Origin of the sequence: Gemmiger sp. An50 (assembly GCF_002161595.1) — a bacterium.
Classification (GTDB): domain Bacteria; phylum Bacillota; class Clostridia; order Oscillospirales; family Ruminococcaceae; genus Allofournierella.
Genome location: NZ_NFID01000015.1, coordinates 19476 through 41348, shown reverse-complemented (window position 1 = coordinate 41348; position 21873 = coordinate 19476). Strand labels below are relative to the sequence as shown.

Here is a 21873-nt window from a genome sequence, read left to right as displayed (position 1 = left end):
TTTATTGTCCGGCAGGCAAGCGCCTGCCGGCAGTAAGGGCTTTTTGTGCTTGTGTGCCCGCCTGTCAGGCGCGGCCCGAGCATCAACGCGCGGAAGCCCTGCGCACAACATTCCTATCCTGGAGGGACCCCTCATGAGCGTTACGTTAAAACAGGCGCTGGTACTGCCCAGCTTGCGCCAGGCCACCCTGCTGGCCGGCTTCGACAATCTGGACCGGCCCATCACCTCGGTCAACGTGCTGGAATACATCGGCACGGAAACCCTGCACCAGCAGAATGAAACGGCAGGCCGGTTTGCCGGCGGCGAGCTGGTCCTCACCTGCTTTTCTTCCATCCCCACCAATGTGAACGCCCAGTGCGAATGCCTGCGCGCTCTGGCCCAGGTGGGGCAGGCCGGTCTGGTGCTGTATTATGTGGGCACCGTGATGCCTCAGGTGGACCCCGCCCTGGTAACGTTGGCCCAGGAGCTGGATTTCCCGCTGCTGGTGATGCCGCCCCGCATGGAGCTGCGCTACAGCGAAGTAATCGGCGATGTGATGGATGCCATCCTGCGGGACCAGGCAGACAACACCCATCTTCTGGGAGACATTCTGGAACACATGACCCTGCTGCCTGAGCATCAGCGCACCGTGGACACCGTGCTGCAGCTGCTCAGCGACCGGCTGCGTGCCACCGTGCTTTTGCTGAACAGCACCGGCCAGCTGCTGGGCGCCTGCGCCTGGCCCCGTGGCTCTCAGACGGATATGACCGATCTGCTGATCCAGGCCCGCCAGGGCAACGCGGACCAGTGCTGCCGTCTGACCATCGATCCCGGCGACGCGGCCCCCATGGAGCTGTGCCTGCTCAAGGCCGGTCAGCCGCTGAGCAACGAGGTGCAGCAGCAGGCCCAGGACGTGATGCAGCTGGCTCTGAACCTGTGGAGCCTGAAGCACGCCGAATTGGCCATTGAGGAGCTGGTGCGGGCCATTCTGCGGGACGAACCCATCAAGATGCGCCGCCTGGCCGCTCTGTTCCGGCTGAACGTGGCGTCCATCCACTGCATGTGGATGCTCAGCCCGCTGGACCCCGCCTGCCGGGAAGAGTTTTTGCGCCGGGTGCCCACCATTGCCTCTCAGCTGCTGGAGCCCCACTGCCAGGCCGCCATTGCGGGCAGCTATCAGGACTTTGTGATCGTGCTGGCGGACAACGGCGTGTTCGGTCCCGAGGGCGAGACGCTTGCCGCCCAGCTGGATGCACAGCTGAAGGCCGAGGGTCTGGGCGCGGGCTTTGTGTGCTGCCAGGGCCTTGAAAACACCGCACAGGTGCGGGCTGCTTTTTTGCGCAGCAGCGAGGGCCTGCCCAGCGCTCAGACCATCTGGCCCACCCGCACCGTACATACTCTGGGCGAGATTGATTTTGCTCTGCACTGCAAGAACGATCTGGTGCAAGACGAGGCCAGCGTGACCCGCTGCCGGGCGGTGCTTGCGCCGTTGCACAGCTCCGCCGAGGAGCTGCCCCTGGTGGACACGCTGGCGGTCTATCTGCTGGATGCGGACCAGAACATCGCCCGCTGTGCCCAGCAGCTGTTTTTGCACAAAAACACGGTGAAATACCGCTACCAGCAGATCACCCACCGGCTGGGCCACACCCCGGACAAGCTGCCCGAGCTCACCGCCCTGTATGAGGCCGTGGCGCTGTACCGGCTGCTGGAAAAGTAATGAAATTTGACCTTTGCGGGCGGCTTCGGGCCGCCCGTTTTTCATGTTTCCTTTGCTGCAATTCATGCACCGGCGCTTTGTTTTTCGACACAGTGTGCTATAATAAAAACGTTCGTCGGCTCGCTTTGCCGGCTGTTTTGATTCTATGTTTTGTGAGGTAACTGCCCATGCATTCCGCCCTTTCCTGGCTGCGCAAAAATCCGCATGCCTGGCTGATGGGGTACTGGGCATTCTATCTGTTCGACTTCTTCAGCCTGGAACAGCTGGACCCGGAATACACCATCATCCATTGCTTCATCGATGACCTGATCCCCTTCAACGAGTGGTTCGTGATCCCCTACTGCCTGTGGTATCTGTGGATGCCCGGCACCATGCTCTATTTGTTTTTCAAGGACAAAACCGACTACTGCCGCCTGTGCTTCATCATGTTCGTGGGCATGACGCTGGCCATGCTGACCTATCTGGTCTGGCCCAACGGCCTGGACCTGCGCCAGCCGATCCCGCGGCAGAATGTTCTGTGCCAACTGGTGGAGCTGCTGCGCGGTATTGATACGCCCACCAATGTCTGCCCCTCCATCCACATTTCCAGCACCGTTTCCATTGCCATCGTGGGGCTGCGCTGCAAGCTATTCCGGGTCAACCTGCCGGTACATGCGCTGATCTGGGCCATGACCATCCTGATCACCTTGTCCACCCTGTTTTTGCGCCAGCATTCGGTGATCGACGTGGTGGCCGGGGCGGCGTTGAGCCTGGTGCTGATGCTTCCCGCCTACCGCATCAACTGGGCGAAAATCTTCCCGGAGATCGCGCCTGCATGCGCCAAAAACAGCGCCTGCTAAAAGCCGTTTTCTCCCTTTTTTCTTTTGGAATTTGCCCAGCGATGAAAACAAGATCTTTTTCTTGTTATTTGCCTGCAATGCGGCTTATTTTCTGCCGCAAATCCATTGACAATCATAGCGGAATCTGAAATAATAAATATGTCTTCGAGACTGTTTGCCTAAAGAAATATTCCATGGAAACAGTCCGCTGGGTTGCGCCGGAAACAGCGCCGCCTTCCATTTTGAAAAGGAGACAGGATTGATTCGGTGCCGCTATGGCCCCGGGTGTTTTTGTTGTGTATCCGTCTCTGAAAAGGAGGCGGATTTTTTTGTATTTCCGCCTTCCGCCGTGCATCTTTACCCGCTCGGGTTGAAAAAAATTCGCGACGTTGAAAGGACTATGTATGAAACACCTGGATTTCAAAACAGCACAGAAAATGCTGATGGACCACGTGCATCCCGTTCAGACCGAACGGCTCCCGCTGTCGCTTTGCGGCGGCCGGATTCTGGCGGAGGATCTTCTGGCGGCAGGCAACATTCCCCCATTTGACCGTTCCCCCTATGACGGCTATGCGTTCCGTGCCGCGGACAGTGCTGCCGCTTCCCCGGACGCTCCGGTTTCATTGACCATTCTGGAAGAGCTGCCTGCCGGGTCCGTGCCCACCAGACCCGTCCTTCCCGGCACCGCTGTGAAAATTCTTACCGGCGCCCCCATTCCCGCCGGGGCAGACGTGGTTTGCAAATATGAAGATACCCGGTTCGACCTTCACACCGTGACCCTTTCCCGTTCCTATCGGGCCGGTGAAAACATCGTGCATGCCGGTGAAGATATCCGCGAAGGCGAGCTGCTCGCCCGCAAAGGCACCCGGATCGACGGCGGACTTGCCGGCACACTGGCCTCTCAGGGAATCTCCTCCCCTCTGGTGTATCGCCGCCTGCGGGTGGGAATCTTGTGTACAGGCAGCGAAGTGGTGGAGTGCAGCGAAATCCCCTCGGCCGGAAAAATCCGCAACGCCAATCGCCATACTCTGGAAACGATACTTGAGGGGCTCGGCTTTGAGCCCGTGTACCTGGGCCTTGCGGGCGATGACCTTGCCGCCATTGCCGCCCTTGTTCAGAATGGGCTTGCGCAATGCGATGCAGTGATCTCCACCGGCGGTGTTTCCGTGGGCGACTACGACCTGACGCCGGATGCCATGAAACAGGCGGGCGTGGAGATGCTGTTCCAGGGCGTGGACCTGAAACCGGGCATGGCCTGCGCTTACGGAATCCAAAACGGCAAACCGGTCTGTGCACTGTCCGGGAACCCGGCATCCGCCATCACGAATTTTTATGTCGTGGCTCTGCCGGCTCTTCGCAAAATGGCCGGTCTGGAAAAATTCGAATTCACCGAGATCACCGTGACCTTGGCCCAGAGCTTTCACAAAAAAAGCCCCTGCACCCGCCTGCTGCGGGGAAAATTGGATTTGAGCGACGGGACCGTTCGCCTTCAGCTTCCTCAAAAGCAGGGCAACGTGGTCCTGAGCAGCTCCATTGGATGCAACGCAATGGCGGTCGTTCCCGCAGGCAGCGGTCCCATTGATCAAAACACACCACTGAAAGGGTTCCTTCTCACATGAAAAAGGTAAATGTAGAACAAGCGGTCGGCATGACGCTCTGCCACGACATCACCGCCATGTTCGACGGGTTCAAGGGCCCGTTGTTCAAGCGGGGCCATATCATCCAGCCGGAAGATATCTCCAAGCTGCTGGACATCGGCAAACGTTCCATTTTTGTGTGGGAAGAGAATGCCGGCGAGCTTCACGAGGATGACTGCGCCCTGCGCATGGCTGCCATGGCTCCGGCAGAAGGCGCTCATTACGAAGGTCCTGCCGAGGGAAAGGTCCTTCTGAAAGCGGATGTGCGAGGCATGTTCCGGGTAAACACCGCCCTGCTGCATCAGATCAACTCCATTGGCGACATCACCATCTGCACGCTGCCGGACCATTTTCCCGTGGAGCCGGGAGACCGGCTTGCCTCCATGCGGATCGTCCCCCTTGTCACCAAAGAGGAACAGATCCTGCAGGCAGAGGCGCTTTGCAAAGAGGAAAAGCTGCTGGACCTGCGCCCTTACCGGCACAAAAAGATCGGCGTTGTCATCACCGGTTCCGAGGTATATCACGGCCGTATTCAGGATAAATTCGAGCCGGTGGTCCGGGCCAAGATGAAGCAGTACCCCAGCGAGATCCTGGGGGTCACCGTCTGCGATGACGACCTGACCATGATCTTGAACGCGGGCCGCCGGTTCCTTGATAAGGGCGCGGATGTTCTGATCTTCACCGGCGGTATGTCGGTGGACCCGGACGATCTGACCCCCACCGCGATCCGCGCTCTGGGGGCGGAGATCATCACCCACGGCGTGCCCTCGCAGCCCGGAAACATGACTTTAGTGGCTTATCTGGACCAGGTCGCCATCCTGGGGGTTCCCGGCGCTGCCATCAGCCTGCCCACCACGGTTTTCGACGTGCTGCTGCCCCAGATCTTTACCGGGGATAAATTGACAAAACAGGATCTGATCCGCTTGGAAGAGGGCGGACTTTGCCGCATGTGCAAGGTGTGCCACTTCCCCACCTGTACGTTTGGGAGATATTGAATTATGATCGACTCCTATGGCCGCCGCATCACATATCTGCGGCTTTCCGTCACCGAACGGTGCAATCTGCGCTGCCGCTACTGCATGCCGGAGGAAGGCATCTGCCAGAAGGACTGCTCCGAAATGCTGACCGAGGACGAGATGATCGCCGCGGTACAGGCTGCCGCCAGCCTTGGCATTACCAAGCTGCGCATCACCGGCGGTGAGCCTCTTGTAAAAAGGAATATCGTTTCCATCTGCCGCCGCGCCTGTGCCGTTCCCGGCATCCAGGACGTCGCCGTTACCACCAACGGACTTGCCCTGCCCGCTCTGGCAAAACCGCTTCGGCAGGCCGGGGTCAACCGTGTGAACATCAGTCTGGATACTCTGGACCCGGAAAAGTACCGGCACATCACCCGCATTGGCCGGTTGGACCAGGCGCTGGCCGGTATCCGCGCCGCGCTGGATGCCGGATTTGACAAGGTAAAGATCAATGTGGTTCTGATCGGAGGTTTCAATGACGACGAAATCGTTCCCCTTGCCAATCTGACCCGGGAGTATCCGGTGGATGTGCGCTTCATCGAGCTGATGCCCATGAACTCCAGCCCGGAATTTGGTCCCGCAGCCTATCTGCCCAGCCGTATTGTTCTGGAACAGCTGCCGGATGCGTCCGCTCTGCCGGAAAGCGATGGCGTCGCCCGGCTGTACCGGCTGCCCGGAGCGCTTGGAAGCATCGGTCTGATCAGCCCGGTGAGCAATCATTTTTGCGCGCAGTGCAACCGCATCCGCCTGACCGCCGACGGGAAACTCAAGCCCTGCCTGCACTCCGCTGTGGAGTACCCCGTCAAAGGGCTTTCCTCGGCGGAAATGCTGGAGCAATTCCGCCGGACCATCGGTTCAAAGCCGGAAAAGCACGAACTTCTTTCCGCCCTGCATCCCAGCCAGGCAGGCCGGATGATGAATCAGATCGGCGGCTGAACGTGTTATTATAACAGAGGAGGAATTTTCTTGATCGAGAATATGAATGATTTCACCCACTTTAACGCCCAGGGCCGGGCAAAAATGGTGGATGTGGGCGAAAAAGACCCTTCCCAGCGGCAGGCCGTTGCCGCCGCCCAGGTATTGGTGGGCCGGCAGACCTTTGAACGCATCCGCAGCGGCGGAATGAAAAAGGGCGATGTGCTTACCGTGGCACAGGTCGCCGGAATCATGGGCGCCAAGCACACTTCGGCTCTGATCCCCATGTGCCATCCGGTTGCGGTGAACGGGATCGACATGGATCTGTGGCTCGACGAGGAGCAGTGCAGCGTGGAGATCCGGGCAACCGTTTCCTGCTCCGGACGCACCGGCGTAGAGATGGAAGCGCTGACCGCAGTTTCCACCGCGGCCCTGACCGTTTACGATATGTGCAAGGCCATCCAGAAGGATATCGTCATTTCGAACATCCGCCTTCTGCGAAAAACCGGCGGCGTTCATGGAGATTTTGAAAGAGAGGAAGCATAATATGGCATATAATGCAGCTGTTATCACCGTCAGCGACAAGGGGTCCAAGGGACAGCGCGTGGACACCAGCGGCCCCGCGCTGGTATCCATCCTCAGCGAAAACGGGTACAATGTGATTCACACCAGCATCGTTCCCGATGAGCGTGAGCAGATCATCAATGAACTGATCGCCTGCTGCGACCAGAAAAACTGCACCCTGGTGCTCACCACCGGCGGGACCGGCTTCTCTCCCCGGGACATCACCCCGGAGGCAACTCTGGCGGTAATTCAGCGGGAAACCCGCGGCATCGCGGAAGCAATGCGTGCCGCCAGCATGAAGGTCACCCCCCGCGGCTGCCTTTCCCGCAGCGCCGCCGGCATCCGTGGCCGCAGCCTGATCATCAACCTGCCCGGAAGTGAAAAAGCCGCTCGGGAGAATCTTCTGGCTGTGATCGGCAGCATTGGCCATGGCCTGGATATGCTTTGCGGCGAGGGCTCTGCGGACTGTGCCGCCCCGGCGGCAGCTTCTGCCGGAAAGGCTTCTCCCAGCCTGGACCAGTGGCTGAAAGAGGCGAAACAAGCTCCTGACGCCGAAAAGGTCGGCATGTATCTGACCCACAACGGAACCGTTCGGATCACGCCCAAGGCCCAGGTGCGCAACGGGCAGACGGACGCCGCGCCGGTGACCGGGATGGAGTTCTCCTACGATCCCCAAAAGCTGGAACAGGCCATTCAGGAGGCCCGCAAGCTGGAGGGAATCTACTACGTGCGCGTCTGGCTGAATGAGGGACGCCTGTCGGTGGGCGACGATTTGATGTATGTGCTCATCGGCGGCGATATCCGCCCCCATGTGGTGGATGCACTTCAGTTCCTGGTGGGCACCATCAAGCGCGAATGTGTTGTGGAAAAGGAGCTTCACTGAGCTCTCTTCCCTATCCATCTGCTTGTTTAAGGAGTATTTTTCATGGAACAACATATCCCCATGATCGGGTTTGCCGCCTATTCCGGCACCGGAAAAACCACCCTGGTGGAACAGCTGATCCGCTTGTTTAAGCAGCAGGGGCTGCGGGTGGCCGTTGTGAAGCATGACGGCCATGACTTTGAAATGGACCGCCCCGGCAAGGATTCCTGGCGCTTCACCCAAGCGGGCGCGGACATCACGCTGATCAGCTCCTCCTCCAAAACGGTCATTCTGGAACAGCGGCCCAGGTCGTTCCAGGAAAACATTGCCTGCCTGCAGGGCGTGGACCTGATCCTGGTGGAGGGCTATAAATACGAAGACCTCCCCCGGGTCGGCATCTGCCGAAAAGCTACCGGGAAAGGTCTTCCTTCCAATGCGGATACATATATTGCCGTGGTTACCGATGACGAGCTGCTGAAGCAGCAGTTCTCCGGGCCCTGCTTTGCGCTGGATGATGTTCGCGGACTTGCCTGTTTTCTGCTGGAATATACCGGTCTGACCTGCTGACCCTTTCACTCGGTCACGCTTTGGCCGCACAGGCTCTGATATATTTCCTGCGTGTTCACGTTGGTCAGCTGCTCCTCCATTTCAGCGGGGATCTCCACGATGTGAAGATTCTGCTGTTCCAGAAACCGCATCACACGCCGGTCGCCTTGTTCCAGGCTTTGCCGCAAAACCGGCGCCAGCTCTTTTTTGTAAATACCGCACAGGGGGTGGATTCGTCCATCCCCTGTTTTTGCTATGCAGCAATCGTATTGCGGCTTCCATTGGCGGAACAGATATTCCACCAGCTCGCTTTTCAAAAGCGTCGTGTCGCAGGCCGTGATGAAAACCAGCTGCGTGTCGGCTGCCTCCAGGCTGGAATAGATCCCGCTCAGCGGTCCGCAGTCTACATACCGGTCCTCTACGGTTTCACCAATGTTTTCGAACCGGTCCTTTCGATCCACCGAGACCACACAGCGGGAAAAATGGGTCAGCTGAGAAGAAAGCGCGCTTAAAAACGACCCGCCCTGCCAGGGCAGGTGGCTTTTGGGATAATAGTTCATCCGGCTTGATTTTCCTCCGGCCAGAATTACCGCCGTACTGGACCGGATCAAGCTCTGGGGGTCCGTTTCCGTATACTGGTTTTTCACAAGCAGTTCCCTCTGTCTTTCCTGGATTTTCCGTCAGTCTCAGCCTTCATTGCGGTACTGCCTTGGCGTACAGCCCACATAGGACTTGAATACCAGTGCAAAATGCTTCGCATCTTGAAAGCCGCAGGCCTCGGCGACTTCGTAGATCTTGTATTCCGGTCTTTTGAGCAGCTGCTTCGTTCGTTCCATCCGGCATTGCGTGATGTAATCGCTCAGATTCTGCTGGGTTTCCTTTTTGAACAGCTTCGACAAATAGGTCGGATGCACATAGACCAGCTGGGCCATGTCGCCCAGCAGGATGTTCTCTGCCAGATGCTCCCGGATGTATCGCTTTACGATGCGCACCATATTGCTTTGGTTCTCAGAGTCCTGAAAATCAAAATGATATCTGTTCCCCCAGACATCCAGCAGCCGCTTTTGTTCCTGCGGCGAATGGAGGCAGGTAAAGCGGCAAAAATCCGGCGTACATTCCTGCACCCGGCCGCAGAGCTCCTGGCATCGCTCCAGACTGGCGCCGTTCACGCTGAAAATCACATCGTTTTTTCGGACCACACTCAGGATCTCTCCCTGTCGGATCTCCCGCATTCGCTCAACAGTCTGCCGGCATCGGTCCATCTGGTCTTCCCCCAGTTCCCCGGTGCGGCAGTTCCAGCAGACCACGCCGCAAAATTTGTCCATCTTCATCTGGGCGACCAGCTGCTCGGCTTCTCTGGACCACAGGGACTCCTGTTCATTGCACAGCATCCGAAACGCCTTGGTTCGCGATTCGTTGTATTTCTGGACCGCAGAGGATATGGCCTGCCGAAATTTCAGCGGGTCCACCGGCTTCAGAAGATATTCCTGAACGCCCTCCCGCATTGCCTGCTGGGCATAGCTGAAATCCGCATATCCGCTGATCACAATGCATTGTACGTTTTTGCGCTCCATCCGGTGCAGCATTTCCAGCCCGTCCAGACCGGGCATCCGGATATCGGTGCAGAGCAGTTCAAAGTCTTCCTTGTCCAGCATCTGGAGCGCTGTAAATGCATCCGCCGCACATTCCACCTGAATCCAGGGCTCAAACCGATTGACCAGCTTCTGCAATCCCGCCCTTGTCTTCGGCTCATCTTCCACTATCAGCAGTTTCATCTTGCATACCTTCCAAGTCTACAATCAGTCTTACGCGGGCATACTCATTTTCCCGGCTTTCGATCGAAAGTCCGCTGCTGTTGCCGAACACGTAGCGCAGCCGACTGTTCACATTGGCCAGACCAATGTGAAAGTCCTGTTCATCCTGAAACTGATGGCTTTCCTGAATGCATTGGCGAAGCTTCTCCAAACGCTTTTGGGGAATCCCCGCGCCGTTGTCTTCCACAAGAATCTCCAAACCATACTCTCTTTGGGCCACCCGCACCACAAGCATTCCGTCGTTTTTTTCCTCAAGGCCGTGGCGGATCGAGTTCTCCACAATGGGCTGCAGAATCATTTTGGGGACCAGGACCGCCATGACCGCCTGGTCCTTTTCAATGCGATAATCGAACCGGTCGAAGAACCGGTTTTTCTGGATGATCAGATAGTTCTCCACCTGTTGAAGCTCCTGCTCCACAGACACAAGGTCTGTGCTGTCTTCCATGCTGTACCGAAGCATGGAGGACAAGGCGATCAGGATCCGGCTGGTTTCCCAGTCTTCCTTTTCGATCAGATTCCAGTTGATGCAATCCAGGGCATTGTACAGAAAATGAGGGCTGATCTGGCTTTGCAGCACCTTGATCTTTGCCTCCCGCTCGCTGATTTTCAGTTTCAGCGTATGCTCGTCGCCGAAGGCGGTGGGGCCTGCGGCCACATCGCCGGCCGCGTAAACATCCGGCACATTGGTCTGCATGAATTCGTTGACCGGAATGCCGCGCTCCACCGTTACGCCGCTGCCTTCCAGGAAAGCCACGTTGGGGCGAACACCGGTGCCGACGATCACAAAGTCAGCGGCAACGGGCTCTTTGTCCTTCAGATGGACCAGGAAGGAACCGTCTTCCAGCTTTTCGATCCGCTCGGTGACCGTTCCGGTGTGCAGAGTCACACCCTTTTCGTGAATCTTTTCCACCAGCACATCTGCGCCCTGCTGATCCAAAACGCTGGGCATGATGCGGTCCATCAGCTCGATGACCGTCACCTTCATGCCTCTGTAGCAGGCTGCCCACGCGGCCTGCAGCGCCACAAAGCCGGAACCGATCACAGCGGCGCGCTTGCTATTCTGGAATTTCGGCATCCGCTTGTCCACATCCGCCTTGGTCCACATGTTGCACACGCCTTCCTGATGCGCGCCCTCGATGGGAGGAGTCAGTGCGTAAGAGCCGGTGGCGATCAGCAGCTTATCGTAGTCAAAGCTGCGGCCGTCTTCCAGGAATACCTTGTGCGCCTGTGCATCCAATTTGGTCACGGTGCCTTCCACGCACTCTGCATGCAAGCGTTCAAAATAATCCTGTGTGCGGATGGTCATGCCCTCGTAAGGAAGCTTGCCCCGCAGCACATAGGAAAGCAGCACGCGGGAGTAAGGCAGAAAGCCCTCCTTGGAGATCATGACAACCTTGCTGTCCTTATCTACTTTACGGAAGTTTTGCAGTGCCGACAGGCCGGCGGCGCTGTTGCCGATAATTACTATATTCACGCAATCACTCCTCATTTTTTTGATGTTTTCTGCTAAGAAAATAGCACAGGAACTTTGCCAAGCAAATATTTAACAGGTGTTCTGACAATTTCATCCCCCTAAAATGCAAGCCTACACCCCTTTTGTTTTCCGGCGTATTCGGCTGGGCCGCCAAGCACCGAAAATGCAATTTGCATCTTTTTGTGCAAATTGCCCCTTGTTTCCTCTTCGTCCGGCGAATATGATAATAATAGAACAGGGTGCGAAGTATCTCGCCGCCCATCGGAAAGGAGCGTGTTTCCAATGCACCAAACCATCGAATCTCTGCTTTTGGCCCACGGGCGCGCCATTCTGAATTCCCCGGGAATGCAGCTGGAGCAGCAGTTCATCCAGCATGGCAGTGTGACCTGCTTCGACCATTCGCTGGCCGTGGCCTATCTGAGTCTGTGGATCGTTCTGCGGCTGGGCCTTCGCCTGGATCTGCGCAGTCTGGTGCGCGGCGCTTTGCTGCACGACTACTTTTTGTATGACTGGCACGAAAAGGACGCAAGCCATCGCTGGCATGGCTTCCACCACGCCCGCCGGGCCCTGGAGAACGCCAGCCGGGATTTTGAGCTGAACTGCATCGAGCAGGATATCATTGAGAAGCACATGTTCCCGCTGAACCTCACCCCGCCCCGCTTTGCGGAAAGCGTTGTGGTGACCTGTGCGGACAAGATCTGTGCTTGCTTCGAGGTGTTTTCCATTCTGCTCTACCGCCCGGACTTTTCCCGTCTGGGCCTTGCGGCAGCAAACAACAACTAATAAATCGCTCCGGGAGGCTCAATGCTCCCGGAGCGATTCTTTTTCGTTAATTCCTTGTATTTCCCTATGAATTGTTTTCAATTTATTCACAATTACCCCATTGACAGAAGATGTCAAAAGAGTTACAATTTAGTTGCAAGAAAGTTACACCCCCTTTTTCATGTGTTGTGAGACGTCTCCGGTTCATCTCCTCCTTCCGCCCCCCTAGCGGTTCTTTGATCCGGCTGAGCAGGGCGTCTCGAAATTCCTGTGGCAAGCTCCACCGCCTGTTGTTGGGCGGTGGAGTTTGTTTTTGCCCTTTTTCTCTTGTACCGCGGTGCCGTAAACGGTATGATAAAAGCAGTAAGGGGACGTTTGCCCCAAACGAAAAGGAGCGTTTGTCATGTCTGCCGTTTTTACCCGGCTGGCCCCGCTGCGTGTGGCGAAATACGCCCTGGGCGGGCTGCTCGCCAGCTTTTTTGCGGCGATGCTGGGGCTTTCCTACAGCACCTCCGCCGGAGTGATTGCCATTCTGAGCATCCAGACCACCCGCAAGCAGACCCTTGCCCTGGTGGTCCGGCGGTTTGCCGCCTTTTTTGCCGCCATGGCGCTGGCCTTCTGCTGCTTTTCCCTGCTGGGCTACCATCTGGCGGCCTTCGGGCTGTTTCTGCTTTTGTTCGCTGCCTTCTGCCAGTGGTTCGGCCTGCAGGAGGCGCTGGTGATGAACACCGTGCTGGTACTGCATCTGTATGCAGAGCGCACGATAGACCTCTTCTGGCTGCGCAACGAACTGCTTTTGCTTTTGACCGGTGCAGGGATCGGGATACTGGTCAACCTGTACATGCCGGGCGCGGCAAAGGCCATCCGCCAAAATCAGGCTCAGATAGAGCAGGCCTTCCGGGACATTCTGCAGCGCATGGCGGACCGGCTGCTGACCCGCAGCAAGCAGGGCTACACCGACAGCTGCTTTGCCCCATTGGAACAGCAGCTGGATGGACTTGCCCGCAAGGCCCGGGAGAACCAGGGCAACGCGATGCTCAGTGACCAGTGGTATTTTGTAAACTATGTGACCATGCGCCAGCGCCAGCTGACGGTACTGCGCCGTGTTTATGACAACATCCACCGACTGGATCAGGTACCCGAGCAGGCCCTTGGCATCGCCGATCTGCTGGAGGATATCAGCCGCTCCTTCCACGAGCACAACAATGCGGCCGCCCTGCTCCAGCGGCTGCACGGCATGCAGGCCGCCATGCGCGGCGAACCCCTGCCCCAAAGCCGCGCCGAGTTTGAAAACCGAGCGCTGCTTTATCGTGTGCTGTACGATCTGGAGGACTTTTTGCAGCTGAAAGCGGATTTCGCCGCCGCACTCACCGAACAGGAGCGCAGTCGTTTCTGGGGCGCCTGACGGCGTCTCAGGCCGCTGAGATTTGGTGTAATTCCACCAAGATAAGTCATACTTCGGCCCATTCTTTGACATATTGCCGGTTTTCCCGGCCTGCCGTTTGAAAAGTTTGGCGGCGGTGCATTTTGTATTTTGCGGTCAAATGTGATACACTTTTAAAAACCACCCGGCACGCAGGGCCGCAGGGCGCAAGCTTTGTGCAAATTTGTGCCCCAAATGCCCGCGTTGTTCTTGTTAGAAAGGCGATTCTGTCTTATAATAAAAGGAACGAAGCGTTTTGCTGGAGAATTGTAATTGCAAAGGAGACAAGGAATATGGCTTATTATTTTGAGGAACCTTCCCGCACGTTTGGCGAGTACCTGCTGGTACCCGGTTACTCTTCCTCCGCCTGTGTACCGGACGCTGTGAGCCTAAAAACACCGCTGGTCAAGTACCGCAAGGGCGAGGAGGAATGCCCCCTCACCATGAACATCCCCATGGTGAGCGCCATCATGCAGTCGGTTTCCGGTGATCGCCTGGCCATTGCGCTGGCGAAGCAGGGCGGCGTATCCTTTATTTACGGTTCTCAGTCTGTGGAAGACGAGGCGGCTATGGTTGCCCGCGTCAAGAGCTACAAGAAGGGCTTTGTGACCAGCGATTCCAACCTGAAGCCCACCGCTACCCTGGCGGACGTTCTGGACCTGAAGGAGAAGACCGGCCACTCCACCGTTGCCATCACCGAGGACGGCACCCCCAACGGCAAGCTGCTGGGCATCGTGGCCAGCCGCGATTACCGGGTCAGCCGCATGTCCCTGGATGAGCCTGTATCCAACTTCATGACCCCGCTGGAAAAGCTGGTCTATGCGCCGGATACCACCACCCTGAAGGAAGCCAACGACATCATCTGGGACAACAAGATCAACTCTCTGCCCCTGGTGGATTCTGAAGGCCATCTGAAATACATGGTCTTCCGCAAGGACTACGACAGCCACAAGGAAAACGTGAACGAGCTGCTGGACGCCAACAAGAGCTACGTGGTGGGCGCCGGCATCAACACCCGCGACTACGCCGAGCGCGTTCCCGCTCTGATCGAGGCCGGTGTGGACGTGCTGTGCATCGACTCCTCCGAGGGCTTCTCCGAGTGGCAGAGCCGCACCATCGCCTGGATCCGTGAGCGTTACGGCGACAAGGTAAAGGTTGGCGCCGGTAACGTGGTGGACCGTGAGGGCTTCCGCTTCCTGGCGCAGGCTGGCGCGGACTTTATCAAGGTCGGCATCGGCGGCGGCTCCATCTGCATCACCCGCGAGACCAAGGGCATCGGCCGTGGCCAGGCCACCGCTGTGATCGAGGTTGCCGCGGCTCGTGACGAGTACTACAAGGAGACCGGCGTCTACATTCCCATCTGCTCCGACGGCGGCATCGTACACGATTACCACATGACCCTGGCTCTGGCCATGGGCGCTGACTTCGTGATGCTGGGCCGTTACTTCGCCCGCTTCGACGAGAGCCCCACCAACAAGCTGCGCATCAACGGCAGCTATGTGAAGGAGTACTGGGGCGAGGGTTCCAACCGCGCCCGCAACTGGCAGCGCTACGACCTGGGCGGCGCCACCAAGCTGAGCTTCGAGGAAGGCGTGGACAGCTACGTTCCCTACGCCGGCAGCCTGGCCGACGGTGTGGGCACCACCCTGTACAAGATTCGCAGCACCATGTGCAACTGCGGCGCACTGACCATTCCTGAGCTGCAGGAGAAGGCCCGTCTGACTGTGGTTTCCTCCACCAGCATCGTGGAGGGCGGCAGCCACGACGTTATCCTGAAGAACAACCCCAACAACTAAGCTGAACAAACGAACAGGGCACCCGCCGCGGCGGGTGCCCTGTTTTTCGTTTCTCACCTATTTTACATTCCCTATGAATTACGCATCCGACGATGCGGTTGACGCGTTTGCCCGGTCACGGCATGATACGCCGGGCCTCCATGTAATAGCGCTTGTCCTGCGCACGGCCCATGGAGAAGGTCTTGCGGGGCAGCACACCATCCAGCACCACGCCCCGGAACAGATCTTCCTTGCGGAATTCCGGCAGCACAAAGCCGATGCACTGCGCACCGGCGCAAAGGGTGCACAGCGTCTCTTCCCCGTGGATGTAGTCCGGCTTTGCTCCCTCCCACTGGGGCATCCGGTCGTCCAGGAAGGCCTGTAGTGCCGCCACCGGCAGCGCCCAGCGCCCATTAGGCTGGATGCAAAGCCAGCCGTTTTTCTCCCCGGCCACCCAGCGGATGGTCCAGGGGGCTTCCTTTTCCGGCGCTTGCTCCAGAAGCTGTGCCTGTGCTCCCTGCGCGGCGAAATAGTTTCCCGCATCCTGCAAAATGGTTTCCGGGTCCACGCCTGTCACCAGCCGGTGAATGGGTTCAATTTCCAGACTTTCGTCCTGCAGGTTCACCACCTCGGCCAGCGCCCAGCGAGCCGGATGTTCCTGCCGCTGCTGCGGAGTAAGGGTCTCGCGAATCTGCTCCCACCGGGCCCGGGCGGCTGCCATGGAATGGTTGCCGTCGCCGGTGGCAAACTGCAGGGCCGGGGCATCTGCCGGGGCGCCGTACCGTTCGCGCAAGCGTTCCGGCGCAGCCAGCGCTTCCAGCGCCTGCTGAATCTTTTCGGTGCGCGGCCCCCCCGGGATAAACCAGCCGGTCAGCTGACCGCCGCCCAGCATGAGCGGTGTATCGTAGGCTCGTTCCAGTTCACTACAAATGGCGGCCACCGGCTCGATCACCGTCCGCCGGGGATCGTCGATCAACAGCAGGATGTGGGGCAGCTCTAAGGTTGCTGCTTCCCGCACCGCCAGCCGAGCGGGAATACGCTGGGGCACCGTGCGCTCGGTGGGCCGAATCAGCGAGTCGGAACCTTCCCGGTAATCGTAGGCTTCCAGGTCCACCGCCATCACCAGACCCCAGCGGGGCGCGGCCACGCCTTCCATCTGGCGGCGCACCAGCATCATGCCGGGCGCGGTGGGCCGGAGCAGGCCGTTTGCCTGGTATTCCTCCATCGCCCGGCTGATGGCCTGGATACGCTGGGGGGCGTCCGGCTCTTCCAGCCAGATCTCCGGCAGGGTCAGCCGCAGTGTGGAGGGGTTATCCCCCACCAGGTCCTGCACCTGCTGCCAGTAATCCGGCTGAGAGGTGTATTGATCGCAGGCCACCACTGCCCACTTTTCCAGGTCCACGCCCGGGGCAGGCAGCAGCATGGCTACGGGTTTTGTGCATCGCTGCATGATTTTTTTCTCCTTTGCTCGGGTCAGATCAGCCGGACTCGCAGCACACCAGGCTGTGCGGCAAGCTGCTCCAGCTGCTGGGGGGTGGGCCCGGCTTCCAGATCGGCCAGCAGGCAGCACCGCTCTCCCTTCCGGGCGGCGGCACGGGCCAGAACCTTCCAGGGCGCCAGCAGCCGATCTTCCTCCAGATTTTCGCCCAGCACACAAAGCCGGGGTCCGGCGGTCTTCGCGCCCAGCGTGCAATCCGGGTAGTTCACCGCATTGCGCAGGGTACCTTCCTCCAGAAAAGCCTTTAGCTGATCCACCGCCATGCAGGCGCAATTGTCCTCCGATTCCTCGGTGGAAGCGCCCAGGTGGGGAATCACCAACGCACCGGGCAGGTGGACCACCGCCGGGTTGGGAAAGTCCGACACATAGCGGCGCACGATCCCCTGCTCCATGGCCTGGGCCAGCGCATCGTCGTCCACCAGCTTATCCCGGGAGAAGTTCAGCAGCACCGTGCCTGGCTTCATCTGGGCGAACACTGCCCCGTCAATCATCTGGCGGGTGGCATCGTTCAGCGGCAAGTGCAGGGTGATGTAATCGCAGTTTTGATAGATCTCCTCCGGACCCTCCAGCAGGCGCACGCCTTCGGCCAAGCCGGGAATGGTACCGTCGCCTTCCAGCAGGGTGTAAGCCCAGACCTCCATACCCAGAGCCAGGGCGGCGTTCGCCACCTTTACTCCGATATGGCCCAGACCAATGATGCCCAGGCGCTTGCCCAGAATCTCACCGCCAGCAAACTGCTTTTTGGCCTTTTCGGTGTCCTTGGCGATGTCCGGGTCGGCCTGGTTGGCGCGGACCCATTCCACACCACCCACCACGTCACGGGCGGCCAGCAGCATTCCCGCCAGCACCAGTTCCTTCACGCCGTTGGCATTGGCTCCGGGGGTGTTGAACACCACGGTGCCCTGCTTGGCCAGCGCATCCAGCGGGATGTTATTCACACCAGCTCCTGCCCGAGCCACAGCCAGCAGCCCGGCAGGCACCGTCATTGCATGCATATCGGCACTGCGCACCAGCGCCAGCTGAGCTTCCTCCAGCGGCGTGTCCAGCTGATAGCCCGCGCCGAATCGTTCCAGCCCCACCTTGGCGATGGGGTTCAGGCATGTTATCTTCGTCATCTTCCCTGTCCCCCCTTAGCCGTTCTCGGTCTCGAACTGCTTCATGAAGTCCACCAGCGCCTGCACGCCTGCCATCGGCATGGCGTTATAGATGGAGGCGCGCATACCGCCCACGGTGCGGTGACCTTTCAGATTCACCAGACCCTTGGCGGCCGCTTCCTTCACGAATTTCGCATCCAGATCCTTGTCGCCGGTCACAAAGGGAACGTTCATCAGCGAACGGTCTTTTTTGTCCACCGTGCCCCGGAACAGGCGGCTCTCGTCCAGGAAATCGTAGAGCAGCTTTGCCTTTTCCAGATTGCGCTGCTGCATCCCCTCCAGGCCGCCCTGGGCTTTAATCCACTGGAACACCTTTCCGCAGATATAGATGCCGTAGCAGGGGGGCGTGTTATATAGGGAATTGTTATCCGCATGGGTCTTGTATTGCAGCATGGTGGGTACAAAAGCCGGGGTCTCCTCCGGGATCAAATCCTCCCGGATAATGACCACCACCACACCCGCCGGACCGATGTTCTTCTGGGCTCCGGCGAAGATCAACCCGTAGCAGCTCACATCCACCGGCTCGGACAAGAAGCAGGAGGACTGGTCTGCCACCAGAGGTTTGCCCTTGGTGTTGGGCAGAGTCTTGAATTTGGTGCCGTAGATGGTATTGTTCTCGCAGATATAAACGTAATCCGCATCCGGCGAGACCGGCAGGTCGGTGCAGTCCGGAATATAGGCGAAGGTGCGGTCCTCACTGGTGGCCAGCTTGTTGGCCTTGCCATACTTTGTACCCTCGGCCAAAGCCTTTTTCGCCCACTGGCCGGTGACGATGTAATCCGCCACACCGTTCTTTATCAGGTTCATGGGCACCATGGCAAACTGCTGGGATGCTCCGCCCTGCAAAAACAGCACCTTGTAATTTTCCGGCAATGCCAGCAGGTCTTTCAGATCCTGCTGGGCCTGATCCAGGATGTTCTGAAAGGAACTGGATCGATGGCTCATCTCCATTACGCTCATGCCGCAGCCCTGATAGTCCAGCATTTCCGCACAAGACTGGCGCAGCACCTCCTCGGGAAGCATCGCCGGTCCGGCGGAAAAGTTGTACACTCTGCTCATTCTCGATCCACTCCTTTTGTTTCAGATTTGCCAGCAATGGACAGCATTCTTTGGCGCTGCATCAATTCATTGCTTTAGCTTAATAAATACATTATCACATCGGAGCGGAAATAACAACTGCCTTTTTTCACAACTTTAGCGGGGCATCCTTTGGAACTGTCCGTCATATAGTCAATTTTGTTCTCTGCCGAAAAACAATTCTGCGATTCCAGCCGAAAACAGAAAAAAGCGCCCTCATGCAGCGCCCAGTGAAAGCCGTACCGGCTTTGACTTCGGGCTGCATGAGAACGCCTTTGCCTTTACAGGGTTCAGAGGGTGAGTTCCGCCTCAAAGCAGCATTTCCCCTCACGGGTGCCGGACACATACCAGCCGTTCTGCGTGCTGCCGCGCTGAACCTGGAAGTGCTCTCCCGCCGGGACCTCGTTGTGGTAGCTGATGCTGATCCGGCGGACCGGGCTCTGCCGCAGCTGCTCCAGCGGCAACGCGTCGCAGGCAATGTCCGCGTAGCGGGTGTTGTTCAGATGGCCGTTGATGTCACAGAAGGTATAATAGGCGGCCGCCTGGCCCACCTGTTCCACCTCCTGGGGACGTTCAATGGTCATATCCAGCTGATAGTCCACATCGTCGCCGAAGGGGAGACTCTGAAACGCCTCGGGCGGACGGCGGATGATGCGGCGAGCCTGCGGGTCCACCAGAACCCAGCGGCTGTCGGTTAGGCCCAGAGCATTGCCCTGCTCATCCTGCACCGTGGTCACACGCTTATAGGTAGCCCGCTTGCAGTTTTCCGGCATGGTGGTCAGGGTGATGATTTCACCGCAGTGAGGCACCCGCTCCCACTGAAGGGCCATTTTCGCCATGAGGAAAATCCCCTGGTTCTTTTCGTAAAACTCCTGGTTCAGCCCGATTGCCTCGCAGTGGTCGGTGGAAAGTTGCTGCACCATGCGCAGAAACGCACCGGGCATCAGGTATCCGTTCAGGTCGCAATCCGTATCCTTGATCTGCAGCGTACGGGTATAGGTACTCAGGTCCTGCATTTGCTTTTTCGCCTTCTTCTGATTAAAATTCCCTTTTATTATAACACAAATTTCCCCCGGGTGGACCGCTGTTTTTTGTCTGGCTGCTTGCCGTTGCTTTCGCCGCGTGCTATACTAAAGAAGACCTGTTCTGACAAACATTCGGACCCCGGTTCCCGGGCCGAAAAAAAGGAGGCATATGCAAATGGTGCAAAAGCCCTGGGGGGCCGGTTCCCTGTCGGTTCCCCTCTGTCTTTTGGGTGTCCTGTTTTCCTGTAATCTTCCCGGCGGCTTCTGCCTGGGTGATGCGGTCTTTTCGCTGGCGGGGATTTCCGCCTGGTCTGCCGGCAGCAGCGGCCTGCACTATCCCCCCTACGCGGCAATCCTTCTGTTTGTGCCCGCCGCGGTGCTGGGCTGGCGTTTCTCCGGCCACCGGCTGGCTGGTTGGGGCAAGTGGGTGTCGACCCTGATCCTCGCCTTTCTCGCGCTCAGCCTGCTGTTCTGGGTCCTCTGAGCCCGGTTCTGTGATGCAAAAAAGCCTGTTCCCTTTCCGGCTTGCCGGAGAAGGAACAGGCTTTTCGTTGTTTCGTTCAATACGATCAATACATCTGGCGGCGCTTCTTGCGGGCGCGGCGGCGCCACACGTTGAACACCGTCATGGCGATGGCCACCAGCAGGAACACCGGGACCAGCCACTGGTTGCCGGTATCGTCAAAACTCTTCATCTGACTCCAGGCCATGTCCATGGCGCTGTTCAGCTCGTCCGAGATGACGCTGGGGTATTCGCTGCGCTCGATCAGAGCGGGATCGGGATACATCAGCTCGCTGTCCCGCAGCTCAGCGGGCAGCAGCTCACGCACCGCTTCCACCGGCGAGGTGTACTGAACAAACAGCGCATTCTGCAGCGCCACATCCACCTCACACATGTAGTTGATGAACATTTCCGCCGCTTCCTGGTTCTGGCTGGAAGCGGGGATGCACATGGCGTCCACACACTGCAGAGTCCCTTCCTCGGGGAGGAACATGCCCAGGCTGGGATTCTCGGCGATCATGGTCAGGCCGTCGCCGGTGTAGTAGGGGGCCAGAGCCGCCTCGCCGCCCTCCATCTTATCGAACACCTCGTCCATCACATAGGCCTGCACCAGGGGCTTCTGCTCCTGCAGCTTGACCAGGGCGTCGTCGATGTCCTGCGTGCTGGTGGGGTTCATGCTGCGGCCAAGGGTCTTGAGGGCCATGGCAAAGCAGTCGCGGCTGTTGTTGAATTGCAGGATCTGGCCGGTGTAGCGGGGGTCCCACAGCAGGTTCCAGCCCTGCTCCAGATCCGCTTCGTCCACCATATCCTTGTTGTAGGTGATACCCACCATGCACCACATGTAAGGCACGCTGTACACATTGCCCGGGTCGTATTCCTTGTCCAGATACAGCTCGGAAATGCCCGCCAGATTGGGGATGTTCTCCTTGTTCAGAGGCAGCAGCATGCCTTCATTGGCCATTTTGCCCAGCATATAATCGCTGGGGAAGATCACATCGTAGCTGGCGCCGCCGCTCTTCAGCTTGGCGTACATGCTCTCGTTGGTGTCGAAGGTGGTGTAGTTGACCTTGATGCCGGTCAGCTCCTCAAAAGCCGAGATCACATCCACGCTTTCGTCCGAGCCGTCCGAAATATAAAGGCCCCAGTTGTAGATGTTCAAGGAGACGTTCTGCCCCTTGAACCGGGTCCAGTCGTAATCGGCGCTGACCGAGATGTCCTCGTTGACCTGGATCTTGTCTTCCGCCGCAAAGGTGGGAAGGGCAAGGCTTCCAGCCGCCAGCACCAGGGTCAGCAGCAGGCTGATCACTTTTTTCAT

Annotated in this window: 20 protein-coding genes, 1 pseudogene and 1 riboswitch; of the genes and pseudogenes, 13 read left to right on the top strand and 8 right to left on the bottom strand. The window is 58.4% G+C overall.

Features of this window, described 5'->3' with window-relative positions; translation table 11 throughout:
* Positions 1 to 133 precede the first annotated feature (133 nt).
* The 9 genes and pseudogenes from B5G03_RS12715 to mobB all read left to right on the top strand — a co-directional run bounded on the left by B5G03_RS12715 (position 134) and on the right by mobB (position 8075).
* Positions 134 to 1696 (top strand): PucR family transcriptional regulator, encoded by a 1563-nt coding sequence (locus B5G03_RS12715; protein ID WP_087182063.1) that lies wholly within the window; start codon positions 134 to 136, stop codon positions 1694 to 1696.
* Positions 1697 to 1863: 167 nt separating this feature from the next.
* Positions 1864 to 2535: a phosphatase PAP2 family protein gene (locus B5G03_RS12710; RefSeq protein WP_087182062.1), complete on the top strand. Its 672-nt coding sequence runs from the start codon at positions 1864 to 1866 to the stop codon at positions 2533 to 2535.
* 130 nt (positions 2536 to 2665) lie between these two features.
* Positions 2666 to 2783: riboswitch (molybdenum cofactor riboswitch) on the top strand.
* Positions 2784 to 2918: 135 nt separating this feature from the next.
* Positions 2919 to 4133: a molybdopterin molybdotransferase MoeA gene (locus tag B5G03_RS12705; RefSeq protein WP_087182061.1), complete on the top strand. Its 1215-nt coding sequence runs from the start codon at positions 2919 to 2921 to the stop codon at positions 4131 to 4133.
* Positions 4130 to 5146 carry a molybdopterin-binding protein gene (locus B5G03_RS12700; protein ID WP_087182060.1) on the top strand — a complete coding sequence of 339 codons (1017 nt, stop codon included), beginning with the start codon at positions 4130 to 4132 and terminating at the stop codon, positions 5144 to 5146. Before B5G03_RS12705 ends, B5G03_RS12700 begins: the two co-directional genes overlap by 4 nt.
* A gap of 3 nt (positions 5147 to 5149) precedes the next feature.
* Positions 5150 to 6103, top strand: a complete 954-nt coding sequence (gene moaA / locus B5G03_RS12695; protein ID WP_087182059.1) for a GTP 3',8-cyclase MoaA — start codon at positions 5150 to 5152, stop codon at positions 6101 to 6103.
* A 42-nt stretch (positions 6104 to 6145) separates the two neighbouring features.
* Positions 6146 to 6628: a cyclic pyranopterin monophosphate synthase MoaC gene (moaC, locus tag B5G03_RS12690; protein WP_087182128.1), complete on the top strand. Its 483-nt coding sequence runs from the start codon at positions 6146 to 6148 to the stop codon at positions 6626 to 6628.
* A pseudogene (locus tag B5G03_RS12685) lies at positions 6600 to 7049 on the top strand (MogA/MoaB family molybdenum cofactor biosynthesis protein); the annotation flags it as partial. The gene moaC and the pseudogene B5G03_RS12685, both read left to right, overlap by 29 nt.
* A gap of 36 nt (positions 7050 to 7085) precedes the next feature.
* Positions 7086 to 7529 (top strand): molybdenum cofactor biosynthesis protein MoaE, encoded by a 444-nt coding sequence (locus B5G03_RS17885; RefSeq protein WP_291243701.1) that lies wholly within the window; start codon positions 7086 to 7088, stop codon positions 7527 to 7529.
* Between the two features lie 42 nt (positions 7530 to 7571).
* Positions 7572 to 8075 (top strand): molybdopterin-guanine dinucleotide biosynthesis protein B, encoded by a 504-nt coding sequence (gene mobB, locus B5G03_RS12680; protein ID WP_087182058.1) that lies wholly within the window; start codon positions 7572 to 7574, stop codon positions 8073 to 8075.
* Between the two features lie 5 nt (positions 8076 to 8080).
* Here the strand turns inward: mobB and mobA are convergent, their stop codons facing one another.
* From mobA to B5G03_RS12665, 3 genes are read right to left on the bottom strand one after another with little or no spacing between them, the layout of a single operon-like run.
* Positions 8081 to 8701, bottom strand: a complete 621-nt coding sequence (gene mobA, locus B5G03_RS12675; RefSeq protein WP_140401692.1) for a molybdenum cofactor guanylyltransferase — start codon at positions 8699 to 8701, stop codon at positions 8081 to 8083.
* 39 nt (positions 8702 to 8740) lie between these two features.
* On the bottom strand, positions 8741 to 9829 hold the full coding sequence (locus B5G03_RS12670) for a response regulator transcription factor (RefSeq protein ID WP_087182056.1): 1089 nt from the start codon (positions 9827 to 9829) through the stop codon (positions 8741 to 8743).
* On the bottom strand, positions 9804 to 11342 hold the full coding sequence (locus B5G03_RS12665) for an FAD-dependent oxidoreductase (protein WP_087182055.1): 1539 nt from the start codon (positions 11340 to 11342) through the stop codon (positions 9804 to 9806). The genes B5G03_RS12670 and B5G03_RS12665 overlap by 26 nt, the downstream gene beginning before the upstream one ends.
* Positions 11343 to 11624: 282 nt before the next feature.
* Between B5G03_RS12665 and B5G03_RS12660 the strand changes: the two genes are divergently transcribed.
* The 3 genes from B5G03_RS12660 to B5G03_RS12650 all read left to right on the top strand — a co-directional run bounded on the left by B5G03_RS12660 (position 11625) and on the right by B5G03_RS12650 (position 15323).
* Entirely contained in the window at positions 11625 to 12125 is a 501-nt protein-coding gene (locus B5G03_RS12660) for an HD domain-containing protein (RefSeq protein WP_087182054.1), read from the top strand.
* Positions 12126 to 12507: 382 nt separating this feature from the next.
* Positions 12508 to 13509: an aromatic acid exporter family protein gene (locus B5G03_RS12655; protein ID WP_087182053.1), complete on the top strand. Its 1002-nt coding sequence runs from the start codon at positions 12508 to 12510 to the stop codon at positions 13507 to 13509.
* A 311-nt stretch (positions 13510 to 13820) separates the two neighbouring features.
* Positions 13821 to 15323 carry an IMP dehydrogenase gene (locus B5G03_RS12650; RefSeq protein WP_087182052.1) on the top strand — a complete coding sequence of 501 codons (1503 nt, stop codon included), beginning with the start codon at positions 13821 to 13823 and terminating at the stop codon, positions 15321 to 15323.
* 115 nt (positions 15324 to 15438) lie between these two features.
* Here B5G03_RS12650 and B5G03_RS12645 read toward each other — a convergent pair whose 3' ends face one another.
* The 4 genes from B5G03_RS12645 to B5G03_RS12630 all read right to left on the bottom strand — a co-directional run bounded on the left by B5G03_RS12645 (position 15439) and on the right by B5G03_RS12630 (position 20047).
* Positions 15439 to 16752, bottom strand: a complete 1314-nt coding sequence (locus B5G03_RS12645; protein ID WP_087182051.1) for a DUF1015 domain-containing protein — start codon at positions 16750 to 16752, stop codon at positions 15439 to 15441.
* Positions 16753 to 16775: 23 nt separating this feature from the next.
* A complete protein-coding gene (locus B5G03_RS12640) occupies positions 16776 to 17915 on the bottom strand; it encodes a 3-phosphoglycerate dehydrogenase (RefSeq protein ID WP_087182050.1) in 1140 nt (379 codons plus the stop codon).
* Positions 17916 to 17930: 15 nt separating this feature from the next.
* Positions 17931 to 19013, bottom strand: coding sequence for a 3-phosphoserine/phosphohydroxythreonine transaminase (serC, locus tag B5G03_RS12635; RefSeq protein ID WP_087182049.1), 1083 nt, complete (start codon positions 19011 to 19013; stop codon positions 17931 to 17933).
* Between the two features lie 308 nt (positions 19014 to 19321).
* Positions 19322 to 20047 carry an acyl-[acyl-carrier-protein] thioesterase gene (locus B5G03_RS12630; protein WP_087182048.1) on the bottom strand — a complete coding sequence of 242 codons (726 nt, stop codon included), beginning with the start codon at positions 20045 to 20047 and terminating at the stop codon, positions 19322 to 19324.
* A 184-nt stretch (positions 20048 to 20231) separates the two neighbouring features.
* Between B5G03_RS12630 and B5G03_RS12625 the strand changes: the two genes are divergently transcribed.
* Complete coding sequence (locus B5G03_RS12625; protein WP_087182047.1) at positions 20232 to 20540, top strand: hypothetical protein; 309 nt, start codon at positions 20232 to 20234, stop codon at positions 20538 to 20540.
* An 85-nt stretch (positions 20541 to 20625) separates the two neighbouring features.
* Here B5G03_RS12625 and B5G03_RS12620 read toward each other — a convergent pair whose 3' ends face one another.
* Complete coding sequence (locus B5G03_RS12620; RefSeq protein WP_087182046.1) at positions 20626 to 21873, bottom strand: ABC transporter substrate-binding protein; 1248 nt, start codon at positions 21871 to 21873, stop codon at positions 20626 to 20628.